Annotated in this window: 1 protein-coding gene; it reads right to left on the bottom strand. The window is 76.6% G+C overall.

What is annotated here, in order from left to right; translation table 11 throughout:
• Positions 1 to 10 precede the first annotated feature (10 nt).
• A complete protein-coding gene (locus tag OYE22_RS01735) occupies positions 11 to 18,595 on the bottom strand; it encodes a non-ribosomal peptide synthase/polyketide synthase (protein WP_277318724.1) in 18,585 nt (6,194 codons plus the stop codon).
• Positions 18,596 to 18,721 lie beyond the last annotated feature (126 nt).

Below are 18,721 nucleotides of genomic sequence, written 5' to 3'. Positions count from 1 at the left end.
TCGTCGGCCCTCATCGTTCGTCGTGGTCGCTGTCGCCGCTCGCGGCGTCTTCCAGTTCCCGCAGCACCCGCTCCTCCACCAGCTCGGCCAGGGCGGCGACCGTGCGGGTGGTGAGCACGTCCCGTGGGGTGAGGGACAGGCCGAACGCCTCGCCGGCGCGCGCCGCGATGGCCAGCGCCCGCATCGAGTCACCGCCCAGGGCGAAGAAGTCGTCCGTGACGCCCACGGAGGCGTCCAGCACCTCGGCCCACACGCCCGCGACGGCCTCCTCGGTGGGCGTGCGGGGCGCCACCCGCGCGGCGGCCGGTGCCGACCGCGCGCCGGGCGCGGGCAGGGCGGCACGGTCGACCTTGCCGTTCTCGGTGAGCGGGAAGCGCTCCAGGACGGCGAAGGCGGTCGGCACCATGTGCCCGGGCAGTGTGCGGGCGGCGAACGCGCGCAGTTCCGTGTCCGGCGGCACCTGTGCCCCGGGCGCGGCGAGCAGGTGCGCCACGAGCACCGGCTCGCCGGGCTCGTCCCGCCGTACGCTCACCACGGCCTGCCGCACCGCCGGGTGGGCCGTCAGCGCGGCCTCGACCTCGCCCGCCTCGATCCGGTGGCCGCGCAGCGCGATCTGGTGGTCGGCGCGCCCCAGGTAGTGCAGCTCGCCCGAGGCGTCCCGGCGCACCAGGTCGCCGGTGCGGTACATCCGCGAGCCGGGCGGGCCGTACGGGTCGGCGGTGAACCGGGAGGCGGTCAGGCCCGGCCGGCCCAGGTAGCCGCGGGCCAGCGACGGCCCGTGGACCCACAGTTCGCCGGGCACGTTGTCGGCGACCGGGCGCAGCCGGGCGTCGAGCACGTACCCACCGCTGCCCGGCCTCGGCCGGCCGATGGGCGGCGCGGCCCCGGTGGGCGTGAGCGGCCCTGACCAGGTCGCCACGACCGTGGACTCGGTCGGCCCGTAGGAGTTGATCATTCGGTGGTGGGGCGCCCAGCGAGCGACGAGGTCGGGGCCGCAGGCGTCCGCGCCCACGATGAGCGTCCGCAGGTCGGTCAGCGTCCCCGCGGCCTCCGCCGGCACGGTGGCGAGCGCGGCGGGCGGCAGCAGGGTGTGCGTGACGCGCTCGGCGCGCAGCACGTCGGCCAGCTCCGCGCCGAGCAGCGGGCCGGGCGGCGGCAGCACCAGGGCCGCCCCGGCGGGCAGCGCCATGCACAGCTCCAGCACCGACGCGTCGAAGCTGGGCCGGGCGAAGGCCAACACCCGGTCGCCCGGCCGCACCTGGTAGTGGTCGGCCTCCGCCGCGGCGAACTCCGCCAGCCCGCGGTGGGTGACGACCACGCCCTTGGGCGTGCCGGTGGAGCCCGAGGTGTAGAGCACGTACGCCGGGTCGTCCAGGGCCGCCGGGCGGAGCCGGTCGGCGTCGGTGGGCCGGTGCCCGGGCGCCTCGTCACCGCCGTCGGCGAGCAGTTCGCGCGCCTCCTCCCCGGTCAACGTGACCACCGGGGCGGCGTCCCGCAGCATCAGCGCGATCCGCTCGGCCGGATAGTCCGGGTCGACCGGCAGGTACGCGGCGCCCGCCTTGGCGGTCGCGAGCTGGGCGGTGACCATGTCGACCCCGCGCGGCAGCACCAACGCCACCAGGTCGCCGGGGCCCGCGCCGCGCGCGACGAGCCGGTGCGCGAGTCGGTTGGCCCGTGCCTCCAGCTCCGCGAAGGACAGCCGCACGCCCGGCGCGGTCAGCGCGGTGGCGTCCGGCCACCGGTCGACGGCGGCCTCCACCAGCGCCGCCAGGCCCACCGCGGGCACCGGGCGGCCGTCGGTCGGCGCCGCGACCGGCCCCGTCAGCCGCGCGGCCTCCGCCGGCGGCAGGGTGGCGACGGCGTCGACGGTGGCGCCCTCGCCGGCGGCGGCCAGGGCGCCCAGGGCGTGGGCGAACTGGGCGGCCAGCGACTCGGCGGTGGACTCCTCGAAGTACCGGGGGTCGTAGCCGAGTTCGACGCTGAGCCGTTCGCCGGGCGAGACCACCGCGGTCAGCGGGTAGTTGGTGGCCTCCAGGGCGTGCAGGTCCCGCACCCGCAGCCCGTGGGCGGTGGCGGCGCCGTCGTTGATCGGGTAGTTCTCGAACACCACCAGGCTCTCGAACAGCGACACCCCCGCGGGCAGGTCGCTCAGGGCGCGCAGGTCGGACAGCGGCAGGTGGTCGTGGCCCCGGGCGTCGGCCTGCGCGGCCTGCAACGTGCCCAGCCAACCCGCCGGGGACGCGGCGCCGTCCACCACGCAGCGCACCGGCAGGGTGTTGATGAACAGCCCGGTGATCTCCTCCGCGCCGGGCAGGTCGGCCGGCCGTCCGGAGACGGTCGTGCCGAAGCACACGTCGCGCTCGCCGCTCCAGCGCGACAGCAGCAGGGCCCACACGCCCTGCACGACCGTGTTCAGCGTCAGGTGGTGGGCTCGCGCGAAGTCCCGCAGCGCGGCGCTCTCCCGCTCGCCCAGCCGCCGCGACAGCCAGGTGCCCGACCGGGTCGCCGCCCCCCGCGCCGGACGGCGGTCGTAGGGCAGCGGGGTCGGCGCGGACAGCCCTGCCAGGGTGCGGCGCCAGTGCTCCTCGGCCCGGTCGCCGTCACGGGTGGCCAGCCAGCCGACGTAGTCGGCGAACGGGCGCCGCTCCGGCGGCCGGGGGTCGGCGCCCCGGGTCAGGGCCGCGTGGCAGGCGAACACGTCCGACAGCACGTGGAAGACGCTCCACCCGTCCAGCAGGACGTGGTGGAAGGTCCACACCACGCGGACCTCGGTGGCGGAGAGCCGGGCGAGCGCCAGCCGCAGCAGCGGCGGCCGGTCCAGGTCGAGCCCGCGCTCCCGGTCCTCGGCCAGCAGCCGCCCAAGGGCCGCGTCGCGCCCGGCCTCGTCCAGGCCACTCCAGTCCAGCAAGGTGACCGGCAGTTCGGCGTGGCGGTGCACCACCTGCAACGGGACGGGTACGTCACGCAGTACGACCGCGCTGCGCAGCACCGGGGTGTGGTCCACGACGTGCTGCCAGGCCGCGGCCAGCACGGCGCTGTCCGGCACGCCGTCCAGCACGAAGGTGGCCTGCTCCACGTACAGCCCCTCGCCGGGCTGGTCGAGCCCGTGGAAGACCAGGCCCGCCTGGGTGGGGGTGAGCGGGTACAGGTCGACGACGTCCCGTCCGGTGCCCACCAGGCGGTCCACCGCCGCCTGGTCGAGCGGCGCCAGCGGGAAGTCCGAGGGCGTGCGGCCCCCGGCGTCCGGCCGCGCGCAGTGCCGCACGATCTCCCGCAGCTCGTCCGCCGTCTCCTCGGCCAGCCGCCCAACGGTCGCGCGCTCGTGCAGGTTGGCCGAGTACGACCAGGTGAACTCCAGTTGCTTGTCGGCCACGGCCCCCACGACGTCGATCAGGTGCGGCCGGTCGGCATCGCGGTCCATGTCGCCGCCCAGCGCGCCGTACGGGGCGTGCAGCAGGCCGCCGTCCGCGCGGGCGCTCCAGTCCCGCCGGCCGAGGTAGTTGAAGGAGATGCGCGGCTCCTCGGGGAAGGTGCCCGGCGCCCGGCGCAGGTGGCGCAGCGCGCCGTGCCCCAGGCCGTTGCGGGGCACCGACCGCAGGCCCTCCTTGGCGGACTTGAGCGCCGTGCCCAGGTCCGCGTCCGGCGGCAGGTCGAGCGCGACGGGGAACATGGTGGTGAACCAGCCGACGGTGCGCGAGAGGTCGACGTCGTCGAACAGCTCCTCCCGGCCGTGGCCCTCCAGGGCGATCGGCACCCGGGCCCGACCGGTCCAGCGGGCCAGCACCCGGCCCAGGGCGCACAGCAGCACCTCGCCCACCCGGGTGCGGTAGACCTCCGGCACGTCCTGGAGCAGCCGGCGGGTCTCCTCCGTCTCCAGCCGCACGGTCACCGTCTCCTCGGAGTCCGCGGAGTTCCGGCCGGCACGGTCGGTGGGCAGCTCGGCGGGGGCGCCGGCGGTGGCCCAGTAGGGGAGTTCGTCGTCGAAGCCGCCGGCGACGGCGTGGTCGGCCAGCTTCCGGGCCCAGGCGCGGAAGGAGGTCGTCTTCGGGCCGAGGTCGGCCTCCTGCCCGGCGCGCAGCCGGCGGTAGGCGCTGTCCAGGTCCTCCGCGATGATCCGCCACGACACCGCGTCCACCACCAGGTGGTGGGCGGCCAGCAACAGGATCGGCGGCGACTGGTCGCCCGGCCGGCACAGCACGGTCCGCAGCAGCGGCCCGCGCGCCAGGTCGAAGTCCGCGCACGCCTCGTCGGCGAGCGCGCGCACTCCGGCCGCGACCTCCTCCGGGGCCCCGTCCGGCAGCTCGCGGACCCGCAGGTCGACGGCCGCGCCGGGCGCGGTGCCGTACTGGCGCGGCGGTCCGTCGCCGGTGTCCTCGTACCGCATGCGCAGCGCGTCGTGGTGTTCCAGCACGGCGGCCAGCGCGGCGCGCAGCGCCGCCACGTCGGTGTCCTCGGCCAACCGGAACGCGAGCGTCTGGGCGAAGCGGCCGGGGTCGCCGGGAGCCTCGTCGAACAGCCAGTGCTGGATGGGTGTCAGCGCCACCTCGCCCACCACGGGTCCCTGTTCGGCGCCCGCGGGTCCGGCCGTCACCGCGTCGGCCGCCGCCGCGAGGGCGGCCACCGTCTGGTGCGAGAACAGGTGGCGCGGGGTGAGCGCGATCCCGGCCCGCCGCGCGGCCGAGACGACCTGGATGCTGAGGATGGAGTCCCCGCCCAGCGCGAAGTAGTTGTCGTGCGCGCCGACCCGCTCCACGCCCAGCACCTCGGCCCAGATACGGGCCAACTCCCGCTCGGCGGCGGTACGCGGCGCCACGTGGCCGTCCGTCGACGCGGGCGCCGACCAGTCGGGCGCCGGCAGGGCGCGCCGGTCGAGCTTGCCCGTCGCGCCCAGCGGCAGCCGCTCCAACGGCACGATCGCTGCGGGCACCAGGTGGTCGGGCAGTCCCCGCGCGAGGTGGGCGCGCAGCGCGGCGGTGTCGACGGACGTGCCGTCGCGGCCCACCACGTACCCCACCAGGCGCTTGTGTCCGCCCCCGTCCACCACCCGCGCGGCGGCCTCGGCCACCTCCGGGTGCCGGGCCAGCGCGGCCTCCACCTCGCCCAGTTCGACGCGGAAGCCCCGCACCTTGACCTGGTCGTCCGAGCGCCCCAGGTACTCCAGTTGACCGTCGGCGCCCCAGCGCACCAGGTCGCCGGTGCGGTACATCCGCGAGCCCGCCGGGCCGAACGGGTCGGGCAGGAAGCGGCGCGCGGTCAGGCCGGGCCGCCGGAGGTAGCCGCGGGCCACACCGGTCCCCGCCAGGTACAGCTCGCCCGGCGCCCCCACGGGCACCGGCCGCAGCCACGGGTCCAGCACGTGGGCCCGGGCGCCGGTCACCGGCCTGCCGATCGGCGGGGTGCGGTCCGGGTCGGCCGGGTCGCAGTCGTACGCGGTCGCGTAGACGGTGGCCTCGGTCGGGCCGTAGATGTTGGCGACCCGGCAGCCGGGGATGGCGGCCCGGACCTCCGCCACGGTGCGCGCCGCGAGCCCCTCGCCGGCCAGCACCACCGTGTCCGCCGAGACCCGCACCGCACCCTGGGCCAGCAACTGGCCCAGCGCCGACGGCACCGCGCTGAGCAGGCTCGCCGTCCACGGGGTGTCGCGCTCGGCCAGGGCCAGCAGGTCGTCCACCAGCTCGATGCCGCCGCCGCACAGCAGCGGGCAGTAGATCTCGAAGACGGACACGTCGAAGTTGAGCGAGGTGGCGGCCACGACGTGGGACAGGCCGGTGGCGCCGAAGGTGGCGCGCGCCCAGTCCGCCAGCGCCACCACCGAACCGTGGGTGGCCACCACGCCCTTGGGCACGCCCGTCGAGCCCGAGGTGTGGATGACGTACGCGGGGTGGGCGGGCAGCAGCGGGCCGTCCCGCTCCGCGTCGACGACGTCACCGGCGGGCAGCGCCGCCAGGCGCTCGTCCAGGGCCGGCCCGAACTCGATCCGCCGGGCACCCCCCTCGGGCAGCCGCTCACCCGCCGCGGGTGTGGTCAGCACGAGCGTGGGGCGCACGTCGTCGAAGAGGAACGCGACCCGCTCGGCCGGGTACGAGGGGTCGACCGGCAGGTAGCCGGCGCCGCTCTTGGCCACCGCGAGCAGCGCCACGGCCAGGTCGGTCGTGCGCGGCAGGGCCAGGGCCACGAAGCGCTCGGGGCCCGCGCCCCCCGCGATCAGTACCCGGGCCAGCCGGTTGGCGCGCTCGTTCAGCTCCCGGTAGCTCAGCCGCCCGTCGGCGGCCGTCACGGCCGGGGCGTGCGGGGTGCGGGCGGCCTGCTCCTCGAACACCTCGGGCAGCACGCGCCCGGGCACCGGGACGACCGCGCCTCCCCACTCCCCGATGACGCGCCGCTGTTCGCGCTCGTCCAGCAGCGGCAGCTCCCGCAACCGGCGCTCGGGCTCGCCCGCCATCGCCGTCAGCAGCACCCGCAGGCAACCGCCAAGCCGCTCCACGGTCGCGGCGTCGAAGGCCGCCGGGTCGTAGTCCAGGGCCATGGTCAGCCGCTCACCGGGGGCAACGATCATGCTGAGCGGGTAGTTGGTGGGCTCCAGGTCCCGCTCCTCCTCCAGGCTCAGCCCGTGCCGGGCCAGGGCGCCGCCGTCGAAGGGGTAGTTCTCGAACACCACCAGGCTCTCGAACAGGTGCGTACCGCCCGGCACGTCGCTCCAGGACTGGATCTGCGCCAGCGACACGAAGTCGTGCCGCCGCGCCTCCGACTGGGCCTCCTGCAATTCCCGCAACCACTCCGGCAGCGCCCGGTCGCCGGCCACCCTGACCCGGGTGGGCAGCGTGTTGATGAACAGGCCGACCATGGCCTCCACGCCGGGCAGGTCCGCCGGGCGCCCGGAGACGGTGGTGCCGAACACCACGTCGGCGCTGTCGCCGAAGCGCGCGAGCAGCAGCGCCCAGGCGCCCTGCAGCACGGTGTTCACCGTCAGGCCGTACCGCCGCGCCATCGCCCGCAGCGCCGCCGAGTCCGCCGCGCTCAGCCGCACGCGCACCGAGCCCGACGAGGAGGCGCGGTGGGCCTGTGCCAGCCGCCGGTCGCGCGGCAGCTCCGTCGGCGCGGTGAAACCAGCCAGCACCGCGCGCCAGTGCCGCTCCGCCTCGGAGGTGTCCCGCCCGGCGAGCCAGCCCAGGTAGTCGCCGAACGGCGCCCGGGACGGTACGTCGGGCGCACGGCCCGAGGTGAGCGCCGCGTACCGCTCGCAGACCTCGTCGAAGACCTGGGCCGCGCTCCAGCCGTCGAGCAGGATGTGGTGGAAGGTCCACACCAGCCGTACCCGGTCGGCCGACAACCGGATCAGGGTCAGCCGCATCAGCGGGGCGACGGACAGGTCCAGGCCCTTCTTCCGGTCGGCGGCGAGCAGTTCCTCCAGCGCCCGCTCGCCGTCCTCGCCGTCCGCGCCCTCGCGCCCCGACCAGTCGTGGACGGTGATGGGCACGGTGGCCCGCTCGTGCACGACCTGCAGCGGCTCGGCGGTCTCCTCCCACACCAGGCGGGTGCGCAGCATCGGGTTGGCGTCGGCCGTCCGCTGCCAGGCCGTGGCCAGCGCACCGGGGTCGGTGACCCCGCGCAGCACGAGGTGCACCTGGTTGAAGTAGGTGGCCGAGCCGGGGTCCATCAGGGTGTGGAAGAGCATGCCCGCCTGCATCGGCGTCAGCGGCAGGACGTCCCGCACCGCGCGCCCGTCGCCCACGACCCGGTCGACGGCCGGCTGGTCCAGCCGGGCCAGCGGGAAGTCGGACGGCGTGCGACCGCCGGCCTCCGGCCGGGCGCAGTGCGCGGCGATCTCCGCCAGCGCCCGCGCCATGCCCTCGGACAGCGCCCGCACCGTCTCCTCCCGGTGCACCGCCCTGCTGTGGTACCAGGTCAGCTCCAGCCGCCCGTCCTCCACCCGGGCGATCACGTCCAGCAGGTGCGGGCGCTCCGACTCCGGTGACTCCGAGCCGTCCAGGCCGCCGCGCACCGCCCGCACCAGGCCGTCGCCGCTCGGCCAGTCGAACCGCCCCAGGTAGTTGAAGCTGATCCACGGCGGGGGAGCGGCGGCCGGCCCGGCGGCCCCCGCCAGGTGGCGCAGCGCGCCGTACCCGAGCCCGTGACCCGGCACCGCCCGCAGCCCCTCCTTGACCGCCTTGAGCGCCGCGCCCCAGTCCCCGCCGGGCACGTCGAGGGCCACGGGGTACAGGCTGGTGAACCAGCCGACCGTACGGGAGAGGTCCACGCCGTCGAAGAGGTGGTCCGCACGGCCGTGCCCCTCCAGGGCCACCGCGACGGTGCTCCGCCCCGTCCACTCGGCCAGCATCCGGCCGAGCGCGGTGAGCAGCACGTCGTCGATCCGGGTGCGGTAGACCCCGGGCACCTTGTGCAGCAGGTCGCCGGTCAGCTCCCGGTCCAGGCGCACGGTCACCTGGCCCAGGTCGGCGATGGTGTTGCCACCCTCCGCGTCCACGGGCAGCGGGGTCTCGGAGTGCCGGGCCACCTCGCCCCAGTGGGCGAGTTCGGCGTCGAACCCCCCGGCGGCGGCGCGGGCTCGCAGCAGCCGCGCCCACTCCCGTACGGAGGTGGTGCGGGCGAGCGGTTCCCCCTCGCCGGTGCGCTCCCGCTGGTAGGCGCTGACCAGGTCCTCCAGGAGCACCCGCCACGAGACGCCGTCCACGACCAGGTGGTGCACGGCCAACACCAGCCGCGGCGGTCTGCCGTCCGAGCCGGTGAACAGGTCGGCCGCCAGCAACGGCCCCTCCGCCAGCGGGAAGACGGCGCGCGCGCCGCCCGTGGCCGCATCCACCGCCGCCGCGTACTCCGCGTCGGTCAGCCCGCTCACGTCGTGCTCCCGCAGCAGGTCGGCGCCGGCCGCGCCGGGGGCCGGGCAGTGCTGGCGCCACGTGCCGTCCGCGCGCTGCTCGAAGCGGGAGCGCAGGGCGTCATGGTGGTCCCACAGCACGCCCAACGCCCGGCGCAGCGCCTCCGGTTCGACGTCGTCGGCCAGGTCGAGGGTGACCCGCTGGTCGAAGTGGCCCGGGTGGCGCGGCTCGGAATCGAGGAACCAGTGCTGGATCGGGGTGAGCGGCACGTCGCCGCTCACCGGTTCGGCACCGGCGATCGGCGCGGCCGGTGCCGAAGCGGCGGCCAGGGCGGCGATCGTGGGGTGCCGGAAGACCTCCCGGGGCGTCAGGGACAGCCCCGCCCGCCTGGCCCGCGACACGACCTGGATGCTGAGGATCGAGTCCCCGCCCAGATGGAAGAAGTTGTCCTCCACCCCGACCCGCTCCACGCCCAGCAGCGCGCCCCAGATGTCCGCCAGCACCCGTTCCGCTTCGGTGCGCGGCGCCCGGTATGCCCCCTCGGCGCCGGCCGCCGGCTCGGGCGCGGGCAGGCGCCGCCGGTCCACCTTGCCGTTGTCGGTCAGGGGCAGCGCGTCCAGTGCCACGAAGGCCGAGGGCACCATGTAGTCGGGCAGTTCGGCGGCCAGGTGCGCGCGCAGCGCGCTCGCCTCCGGCGGCGTGGCGCCCGGCGCGGCGACCAGGTAGCCGACCAGCCTGGCCGGTCCGGCGTCGGCGCGCGCCACGACCACCGCCTCGGCGACCGCCGGGTGCCGGGCCAACGCCGCCTCGATCTCGGCGGGTTCGACCCGGAACCCCCGGATCTTGACCTGGTCGTCGGCGCGGCCCGCGAAGAGCAGTTCGCCGTCGCCGCTCCAGCGCACCAGGTCACCGGTGCGGTACATGCGGCTGCCGGGCGGCCCGAACGGGTTCGCCACGTACCGCAGCGCCGTCGCACCGGGCCGGCCGGCGTAGCCACGGGCCAGCCCCGCGCCGGCGATGTACAACTCGCCGGGAACACCGGGCGGCAGTGGCTCAAGGGCCTCGTCCAGGACGTACACGCGCGTGTTGTCCAGCGGCCGGCCGATGGGCAGCGCGGCGGGCAGCCGGTCGCCGGCGCGGAAGACCCGCCGGGTGGCGAACGTGGTGGTCTCGGTCGGGCCGTAGCCGTCGACCACGGTGATGCCGGGGCACGCGTCGAGCACCGCTCGCACCGCGCCGGGGGGCACCACGTCGCCCCCGGTCCATACCTCCCGCGCCCCCCGCAGGCAGTCCGGTTCCTCCTGCGCCAGCAGCCGGAAGAGCCCCGCCGTCAGCCACAGGTGGCCCACGCCGCGCTCGGAGACGGCCCGGCGCACCGTCGCGGCCTCCACCTCGCCGGGCGGCGCCAGCACCGCGCAGCCGCCGCGCAGCAGCGGCACCCACAACTCGTAGGTGGCCGCGTCGAACGCCTGCGGGGAGTGGACCAGCACCCGGTCGTGACCGGCGAAGGCCCGGTCCGACGCGAGGGCCACCACGTCCCGGTGGCGTACCGCGACGCCCTTGGGCCGGCCCGTGGAGCCCGAGGTGAACATCAGGCAGAACACGTTGTCCGGGTGCGCCACGGGCAGCGCGGCCTCGCCGGGCCCGCCCGGCGGCGCCTCGCCGTCCACCGCGAGCACCCGCCCGCCAGGGGCCACCGCCTCGGCGGTCTCCCGCCAGGCGGCGTCGGTGAGCACCAGCGTCGTGGCGGCGTCCTCCACCATCCGCCGCAGCCGCTCGCGCGGTGCCCGCCCGTCCAGCGGTACGTACACGCCGCCCGCCCGGGCGACCGCCAACTGGGCGGCCACCGCGTCGGCGGAGCGCTCCATCAGCACCCCGACCGCCCGCTCCGGGCCCACCCCGAGCGAGACCAGGTGGCGCGCCAGCGCGTCGGCCCGGTCGGCGAGTTCGCGGTACGTCACCACCGCGTCGCCGGTGTCAAGGGCGGCGGCGTTTGGGGCGTGCCGGACTCGCGCCGCGAACAGGTCGGTGACCGTGGACTCGGGCAGGGTGGCGCGGGTGGTGTTCCACTCCTCGACGACCTGGCGGCGGCGCTCCGCGCCGAGCGGCGACAGCCGGGCGGGCGGGCGGTCCGCGCCCTCGGCCATGGCCTCCAGGAGCACGACCAGGTACTCGCCGATCCGCTCGGCGGTGCCGGCCTCGAACAACCGCGCGTCGTAGCCGACGCGCAGGGCGAGCCGGGCGCCGGGATAGGCCACCAGGCTCAACGGGTAGTTGGTGGTCTCGATGCCCTCAAGCCCGCTCAGCCGCAACCCGTGCGCGGCGGCCAGGGCGTCGTCCACCGGGTAGTTCTCGAACACGACGATGCTGTCGAACAGCGCGGCCCGCTCCGCGAGCCCGGTCAGCGCGCGCAGCCGGGGCAGCGGAAGGAAGTCGAACCGCCGGTCCTCGCTCTGCGTCTCCTGCACCCGGCCCAGCCAGTCCGTCAGGGTGCCCTCGCGGGGGACGGCCAACCGGGTCGGCAGGGTCGCGATGAACAGGCCGTTCATCGCCTCCACGCCGGGCAGCTCAGGCGGTCGCCCGGAGACCGTGGTGCCGAAGACGACCTCGTCGCGGCCCGTGAGGCGGGCCAGCAGCAGCGCCCAGGCGGCCTGCACCACGGTGCCCGCCGTCACCCCGGCGTCCCTGGCCAGGCGCTCCAGCCGGCGGGAGGCCCCCTCGCTCAGCGCCACCCGCACGGCCGCGTCGGACTCGGCCCGGTGCGCCTCCCTCGGCTCGCGGTCGTACGGCAGCGCCGTCGGCTCGGTCAGCCCGGCCAACCGCTCCCGCCAGTGCCGCTCGGCCCCCGCCGCGTCGCGTCCCCGCAGCCAGGCGACGTAGTCCCGGAAGGGCCTGCGCTCGGGCAGCGCGGCGGCCGGCTCGGTGCCCTCGCGCAGCGCGGCGTGGCAGGCGAAGACGTCGGAGAGCACCTGGAACAGGCTCCAGCCGTCCAGGATCAGATGGTGGAAGGACCACACCACCCGCACCTCGGCCCCCGACAGCCGCACCAGCGTCAGCCGCAGCAGCGGCGCGGTGCGCGGGTCGACCCCGCGCCGCCGGTCCTCGTCGAGCAACTCCCGCAGCCGCCGCGCACGTTCGTCCTCCGGCAGGTCGCTCCAGTCGAGCCGCGCGACCGGCACCGCGGCCCGGCGCTCGACCACCAGCAGCGGCTCCGGCACGTCCTCCCACACCACGCGCGAACGCAGCACCGGGGTGCGGTCCGCGACCCGCTGCCAGGCGGCGGCCAGCACGTCTGGGTCGGGCACCCCGTCCAGCACGAAGGTCAACTGCTGGAAGTAGGCGCTCCCCGCGTCCTGGGACAGCCGGTGGAAGAGCATCCCGGCCTGGGTGGGGGTGAGCGGGTGGATGTCCTCCACGTCCGCGCCGTCACCGACCATCCGGTCCACCGCCGGCTGGTCCAGCGCCGCCAGCGGGAAGTCGGACGGGGTGCGGCCCCCGGCGCCGGGCCGCTCGCCGTGCTCGGCGATGCCGCGCAACGCGTCGGCGTAGGCGTCGGCCAGCCGCGCCACGGTCTCCTCGCGGTGCAGCTCGGCCGAGTAGAACCAGGTGAACTCCAGCGCGTCCCCGTCCAGCCGGCCGACGACCTCCAGAGCGTGCGGTCGCGGCGCCGCCGGGTCGGCGTCCAGCGCCAGCTCCCGGTACGGGCCACGGAAGAGACCGTCCTCACCGCCGGGGAGCGCCAGCCGGCCCAGGTAGTTGAAGCTGATGCCGGCGGTGGGACCGGTGGGCACCTCCGGCGCCCGGGTCAGGTGGCGGTGCACGCCGTGGCCGACACCGCGCCCCGGCACGGCTCGCAACCGCTCCTTCACCGACTTCACGACCGTGCCCCAGTCCGCGTCCGCCGGCGCGCTCAGAGACACCGGGTAGCGGGTGGTGAACCAGCCCACCGTGCGGCTGAGGTCCGCGTCGGCGAACAGCTCCTCCCGCCCGTGCCCCTCCAGGTCGACCGGCACCCGGTCGCGCCCGGTCCACTCGCCCAGCACCCGGGCCAGCGCGCTCAGCAGCACGTCGTTGACCTGGGTGCGGTACGCGGCGGGCAGGGTGTGCAGCAGCGTGGCGGTCTCCCGCGCGCCCAGCCGCACGGTCACCGAGCGGGCCGACGCGTAGGTGTCGGCCCCGGCCAGGTCGGTGGGGAGCGTCGGATCGCCACCGCCCGCCGCGGCCCAGTACGCCCGCTCGCCGTCGAAGCCGCCGGCCGCGGCGTGGCCGGTCAGCCGCAGCGCCCAGTGCCGCACCGAGGACGACTTCGCCGGCAGCGCGGGGCGGGAGCCCGCGCGCCGCGCGCGGTAGGCCCGGTCCAGGTCGTCCAGGAGGACGCTCCAGGAGACCCCGTCGACCACCAGGTGGTGCACGCTCAGGTGCAGCACGGCCGGCTTCTGGCCCCGGTCGTGCAGCACGGCCCGCAGCAACGGCCCCCGGGCGAGGTCGAACGGGCCCAGGTGGGGGGCGTCGTCGTCGGGCCCGGCGTGCCGCCCCAGCGTGACCGGGGGCGCCTCGTGACCGATGTGCTGGTGCCAGGCGCCGTCGTCGCCGCGTACGAAACGGGAGCGCAGCGCGTCGTGGTGGGCGGTCAGGTCGCCCAGGGCGGCCTGGAGCGCGTCGGCGTCCACCGGGTCGGCCAGCTCCATGGAGAGCGTCTGCGCGAACCGCCCGGCCCACTCCTCGCCCGCCTCGAACAGCCAGTGCTGGATGGGCGTCAGCGGCGCCTCGCCGACGGCGTCGGGCACCGCCTGCGCGCGGGCCGCGGGCGGCTCCGCCGCGTCCGCGCGGCGCGCCAGGGCGCCGACCGTCTGGTACTGGTAGACGTCGCGCGAGGTGACGGTCAGCCCCGCCTGCCGGGCCTGGGCCACCACGTGGATGCTGAGGATCGAGTCGCCGCCCAGCAGGAAGAAGTTGTCGTTCAGGCCCACCCGCTCCACGCGCAGGACGTTCGCCCACACGGCGGCCAGCGCCTTCTCGGTGGCGGTGCGCGGGGCCTCGTAGTCGGCCCCGGCCGCCGACGTCCAGTCCGGCGCGGGCAGCCGGTCGCGGTCGAGCTTGCCGTTGGGGTTCAGCGGCAGCTCCGGGAGGACGACCACGGCCTGCGGCACCATGTAGTGCGGCATGGCGCGCTCCAGCTCGCGCAGCACGGCACCCGGCACCAGCTCCGCGCCCGGCTCGGGCACCACGTAGCCGACCAGCCGCTTGTGCCCGTCGCCCTCCTGGGCGGTGGCGGCCGCCCGGGCCACCCCCGCGCAACCCCGCAGCGCCTCCTCGACCTCCCCCAGCTCGACGCGGAACCCCCGCACCTTCACCTGCCGGTCGGTCCGGCCCAGGTACTCCAGCTCGCCGTCGGCCGTCCACCGCGCCAGGTCCCCGGTGCGGTACATGCGCTCGCCGGGAGCGGCGAACGGGTCGGGGACGAACCGGGCCGCGGTCAGCCCGGGACGGTTCAGGTACCCGCGCGCCACGCCGCTTCCGCCGATGTACAACTCGCCCGCCACGCCCACCGGTTGCGGTCGCATGCCGCCGTCCAGGACGTACACCCGCGTCCGGGCCACGGGTCGGCCGATCGGCGGGGCCTGCCGGGGCGGCTCGGCGCCGGCGAACCACGCGGTGGCGTACACCGTCGCCTCCGTCGGGCCGTAGATGTTGGCGATCCGGGCCGCCGGCATGGCCTGCCGGATCTGCCGCACCGTCTGGGCCGGCAGCGCCTCGCCCGCCAGCACCACCGTGCCGGCCTCGACCCCCGCGCCCCGGTCCAGCGCCCGTGCCATCGCCGACGGCACGCCGCTGAGCAGCCCTGCGCGCCCCGGCACCGCGCCCTCGGCGAGCGCGGTGAGGTCGGACACCACCACGACGCTCCCGCCGCACAGCAGCGGGCAGAGCAGTTCGAAGACGGACACGTCGAAGTTGAGCGAGGTGGAGGCCACCACGTCGGTCAGCCCCTGGACACCGAACCGGTCCCTGGCCCAGGCCGCGAGGTCCACCACGCCGCGGTGGGGCACCAGCACGCCCTTGGGGCGCCCGGTCGAACCGGAGGTGTAGATCGCGTAGGCGGGGTGCAGCGGCTCCAGCGGGCGTACGCGCTCGGCGTCGGTGAGGCCCGACGGCGACCGCCGGGCCAGCTCCGCCTCGACCGCCGGCTCGTCCAGCACCAGGCACTCCGTGCCCTCCGGCAGGCGGTCGACGGTCTCCCGGACGGCCACCACCAGCGCCGGCCGGGCGTCGGCGAGCATGAAGCGGACGCGTTCACCCGGGTAGCCCGGGTCCACCGGCAGATAGCCCGCGCCCGCCTTCAACACCGCCCACAACGCGGGCACCAGCTCGGCCGAGCGCGGCAGGGCCACGCCCACCAGCGTCTCCGGGCCCACCCCCCGCTCGACCAGCAGCCGGGCGAGGCGGTTGGCCCGCTCGTCGACCTCCGCGTAGGTCAGCCGGGCCGTGCCACACACGACGGCGACCCGCTCCGGGGTCCGCCGGACCTGGGCCTCAAGGAGCGCGGGCAGCACCGCGTCCGGGCCGCCGCGGTGCGGGGTGTTCCAGTCGTCGAGCATCGTGCGCCGTTCGCGCTCGCCCAGCAGCGGCAGATCGGCCAGCCGACGGCGCGGGTCCTCGGCCATGTGGTCGAGCAACAGGTGCAGTTGGCGGGTGAGCCGCTCCACGGTGCGCGCGTCGAACAGGTCGGTGTTGTACTCCACCGTCAGCGCGACGGAGCCGTCGGGGCGCGGCGTGAACTCCAGCACTAGGTCGAACCGCGCCGCCGGGCGCGGCAGCGGGTACTCCTCGATCCGCACCCCCGCGGCGCGCGGCGGGTGCTCCAGGGCCGTCTGCTGCACCACCAGGGCCTGCACCAGCGGGGTGCGGCTGGCGTCCCGTCGCGGCGCCAGCTCCTCCACGACCCGGTCGAACGGCACCGCGTCGTGCCCGAAGGCGTCCAGCAGCGTCGCGCGGACCGTGTCCAGGTACTGGTTGACGGAGGCCGATCCGTCCACGTCCGTGCGCACTACCAGCGTGTTGACGAAGAAGCCCGCCACCTCCTCCAGCTCACGCCGGGTGCGCCCGCTGGTGACGGTGCCGATGGCGATGTCGCGCTGTCCGGACCAGCGGGAGAACAGCACCGAGGCCGCGCCGGCGAAGACCGTGAACACGGTCGCGCCCCGGGCGCGGGCCAGCCCGGCCAGCCGGTGCGCCAACTCCGCGGGCAGGAGGTGGCGGTGCGCCGCGCCGGCCGTGGTGCGCACCGCAGGGCGCGGCCGGTCCGTCGGCAGGTCCAGCGGCTGCACGCCGGCCAGATGGGTCCGCCAGTACGCGAGGGCGCCGGCGTGCTCGTCGGCGTCGGCGTGCTCGTGCTCCCACACCGCGAAGTCCGGGTACTGGAGGGTGGGTTCGGGCAACCCGTCGTCGGCACCGGCCGCCTCGGCCGCGTACAGCGCGGCCAGCTCCCGCACCAGCACCCCCACCGACCAGCCGTCGGTGACGATGTGGTGCTGGGCGAGCAGCAGCACATGCGCCTCCGCGCCCAGCCGCACCAGCAGCGCACGGGTCAGCGGCCCGTCCAGCAGGTCGTACGGACGGCTCAACTCCTCGGCCAGCAGTCGCTCGGCCTCCGCCTCGCGACGCCCGGCCGGGAGCCCGTCGAGGTCAGTGGTGCGCAACGGCAGGCTCGCCGGCCCGTCCACCCGTTGCACGGCCCGCCCGTCCACCAGGGCGAACGTGGTGCGCAGCGCGTCGTGCCGTGCGGCGAGCCGGTCCAGCGCCCGGCCCAGCGCCTCGGTGTCCAGCGAGCCGGTCAGGCGTACGGCGACGCCGGTGTTGTACTCGGTGCCGCCGGCCGTCAGGTCGTCCAGGAACCACAGCCGCCGCTGGGCCCCGGACAGCGGGAGTTCGCGGTCGCGGCGGGCGGGCGTGATCAGCGCCCGGGTCCCCTCGTCGGCCGGCCGGTCCAGCAGGGGCGCCAGCGCGGCGATCGTCCGCGCCCCGAACAGCTCCCGCAGGGTCGTCGCGGTGCCGAAGGTCTCTCGCACCCGGGACAGGACGCGGGCGGCGAGCACCGAGTCACCGCCGAGGTCGAAGAAGTCGTCCGCGACCCCCACTTCGCGCACCCGCAGCACCTCGCACCAGATGTCCGCCAGCGCCCGTTCGGCGGCGGTCCTGGGCGCGACGGAGTCCGCGCCGGTGCCCTGGGCCGGTCCCGGCGCGGGCAGCGCCGCGGTGTCGATCTTGTGATGTGCCGTCAGCGGGAAGGCGTCGAGGACGACGACGGCCGACGGCACCATGTGCGCGGGCAGGCTGCGGGCCCCCGCCGCGCGCACCTCCGCTCCCGACGGCGGGCGGCCCGGGTCGCCCGGGGTGACGTAGCCGACCAGGCGCCGCAACCCCGGCTCGTCCTCGCGTACGGTGACCACCGCGGCGCCGACCCGGGGGTGCCGGGCCAACACCGCCTCGATCTCGCCCGGCTCGACGCGGAACCCGCGCAGCTTGACCTGACGGTCCGTGCGCCCGGCGAACTCCAGCTCGCCGTCGGCGTTCCAGCGGGCCAGGTCGCCGGTGCGGTACAGGCGCGCGCCGGGCGGCCCGTAGGGGTCGGCGACGAAGCGCGCCGAGGTCAGACCGGGGCGCCCCAGGTAGCCGCGCGCGACCCCGACGCCGCCCACGTACAACTCGCCGTCGGTACCGGGCGGCACCGGCCGCATGGCCGCGTCCAGGACGTGCGCCTCGGCGTACGGCAACGGCCGGCCGATCGACGGCGCGCCGCCGCCGGGCACCAGCGGGCCGGTCCAGGAGGCCACGACGGTGGCCTCGGTGGGGCCGTAGGAGTTGATCATCCGGCGGCCCGTGGCCCAGCGATCGACCAGCTCGGCCGGGCACGCCTCGGCGCCCACGATGAGGGTCCGCAGGTCGGGCAGGTCCCGCGCGCCGTCGGGGGCGGGCAGGGTGGCGAGCGCGGCCGGCGGTATCAGGGCGTGGCTCACGCGGTGTTCGCGCAGCACACCGGTTAACTCCTCACCCAGCCACGGCCCGCCCGGCGGCACCACCAGGGTCGCGCCCGACAGCAGCGAGACGCACAGCTCCAGCACGGAGGCGTCGAAGCTGGGGGAGGAGAACTGCAGCACCCGATCGCCCGGCCGCACCTCGTACCGCGCGGCGGCCGCCGCCGCGAACCCGGCGAGACCGGCGTGCGGCACCACCACGCCCTTCGGCGCCCCGGTGGACCCCGAGGTGAAGATGACGTACGCCGGATGCCGGGGGTCCGGCGGCGCGGCCGCCCGCACGCCGCCCCGCGACCGCGCGCGCCCCCCGAACGGCCGGATCAGCGCCGCGTCGTCGATGACCACGACCGGACGCGCGTCGGACAGCATCAGCGCCCGCCGCTCGGCCGGATAGGCGGGGTCGACCGGCAGGAACGCGCCACCCGCCTTCGCCACCGCCAGCTCCGCGACGACGAGTTCGACGCAACGGGGCAACACCAGCGCCACGACGCGCTCCGGGCCCACCCCGCGCCCGGCGAGATCGTGGGCCAGGTTGTCGGACCACGCGTCGATCTCGCCGTAGGACCAGTCGCGCCGCCCGTCGGTCACCGCGGGCGCGTCCGGCGCGCGCTCCACCCACGCGGCGAACAACTCCGCCAGCGGGGTGCCGGGCGCCGGGGCCGGGCCTGGCGCCGTGGGCCGGGGCGACGGGGCGGCCGGTGCTGAGATGTCGTGCTGGTGCGTCATGGCGGTGATCCTTCTCGGCGGGGACGAAAGGTGCGGCGTGCCGCCGGGCACCCCGCGGCAGCCGTCGCGGACGGCGGGGGGCTCGGCGAAGGGGCCGGCTCGGGGCGGGACGGAGTCCGGGGATCG

The sequence above is a fragment of the Streptomyces sp. 71268 genome (assembly GCF_029392895.1).
Lineage (GTDB): Bacteria > Actinomycetota > Actinomycetes > Streptomycetales > Streptomycetaceae > Streptomyces.
The sequence above is the reverse complement of the archived record's forward strand: the minus strand, read 5'-3'. Positions and strand labels throughout refer to the sequence as shown.

Bases quoted from the DNA above. Each gene is read 5' to 3' on its own strand.
- OYE22_RS01735 (WP_277318724.1), bottom strand. From the start codon at position 18,595: ATGACGCACCAGCACGACATCTCAGCACCGGCCGCCCCGTCGCCCCGG.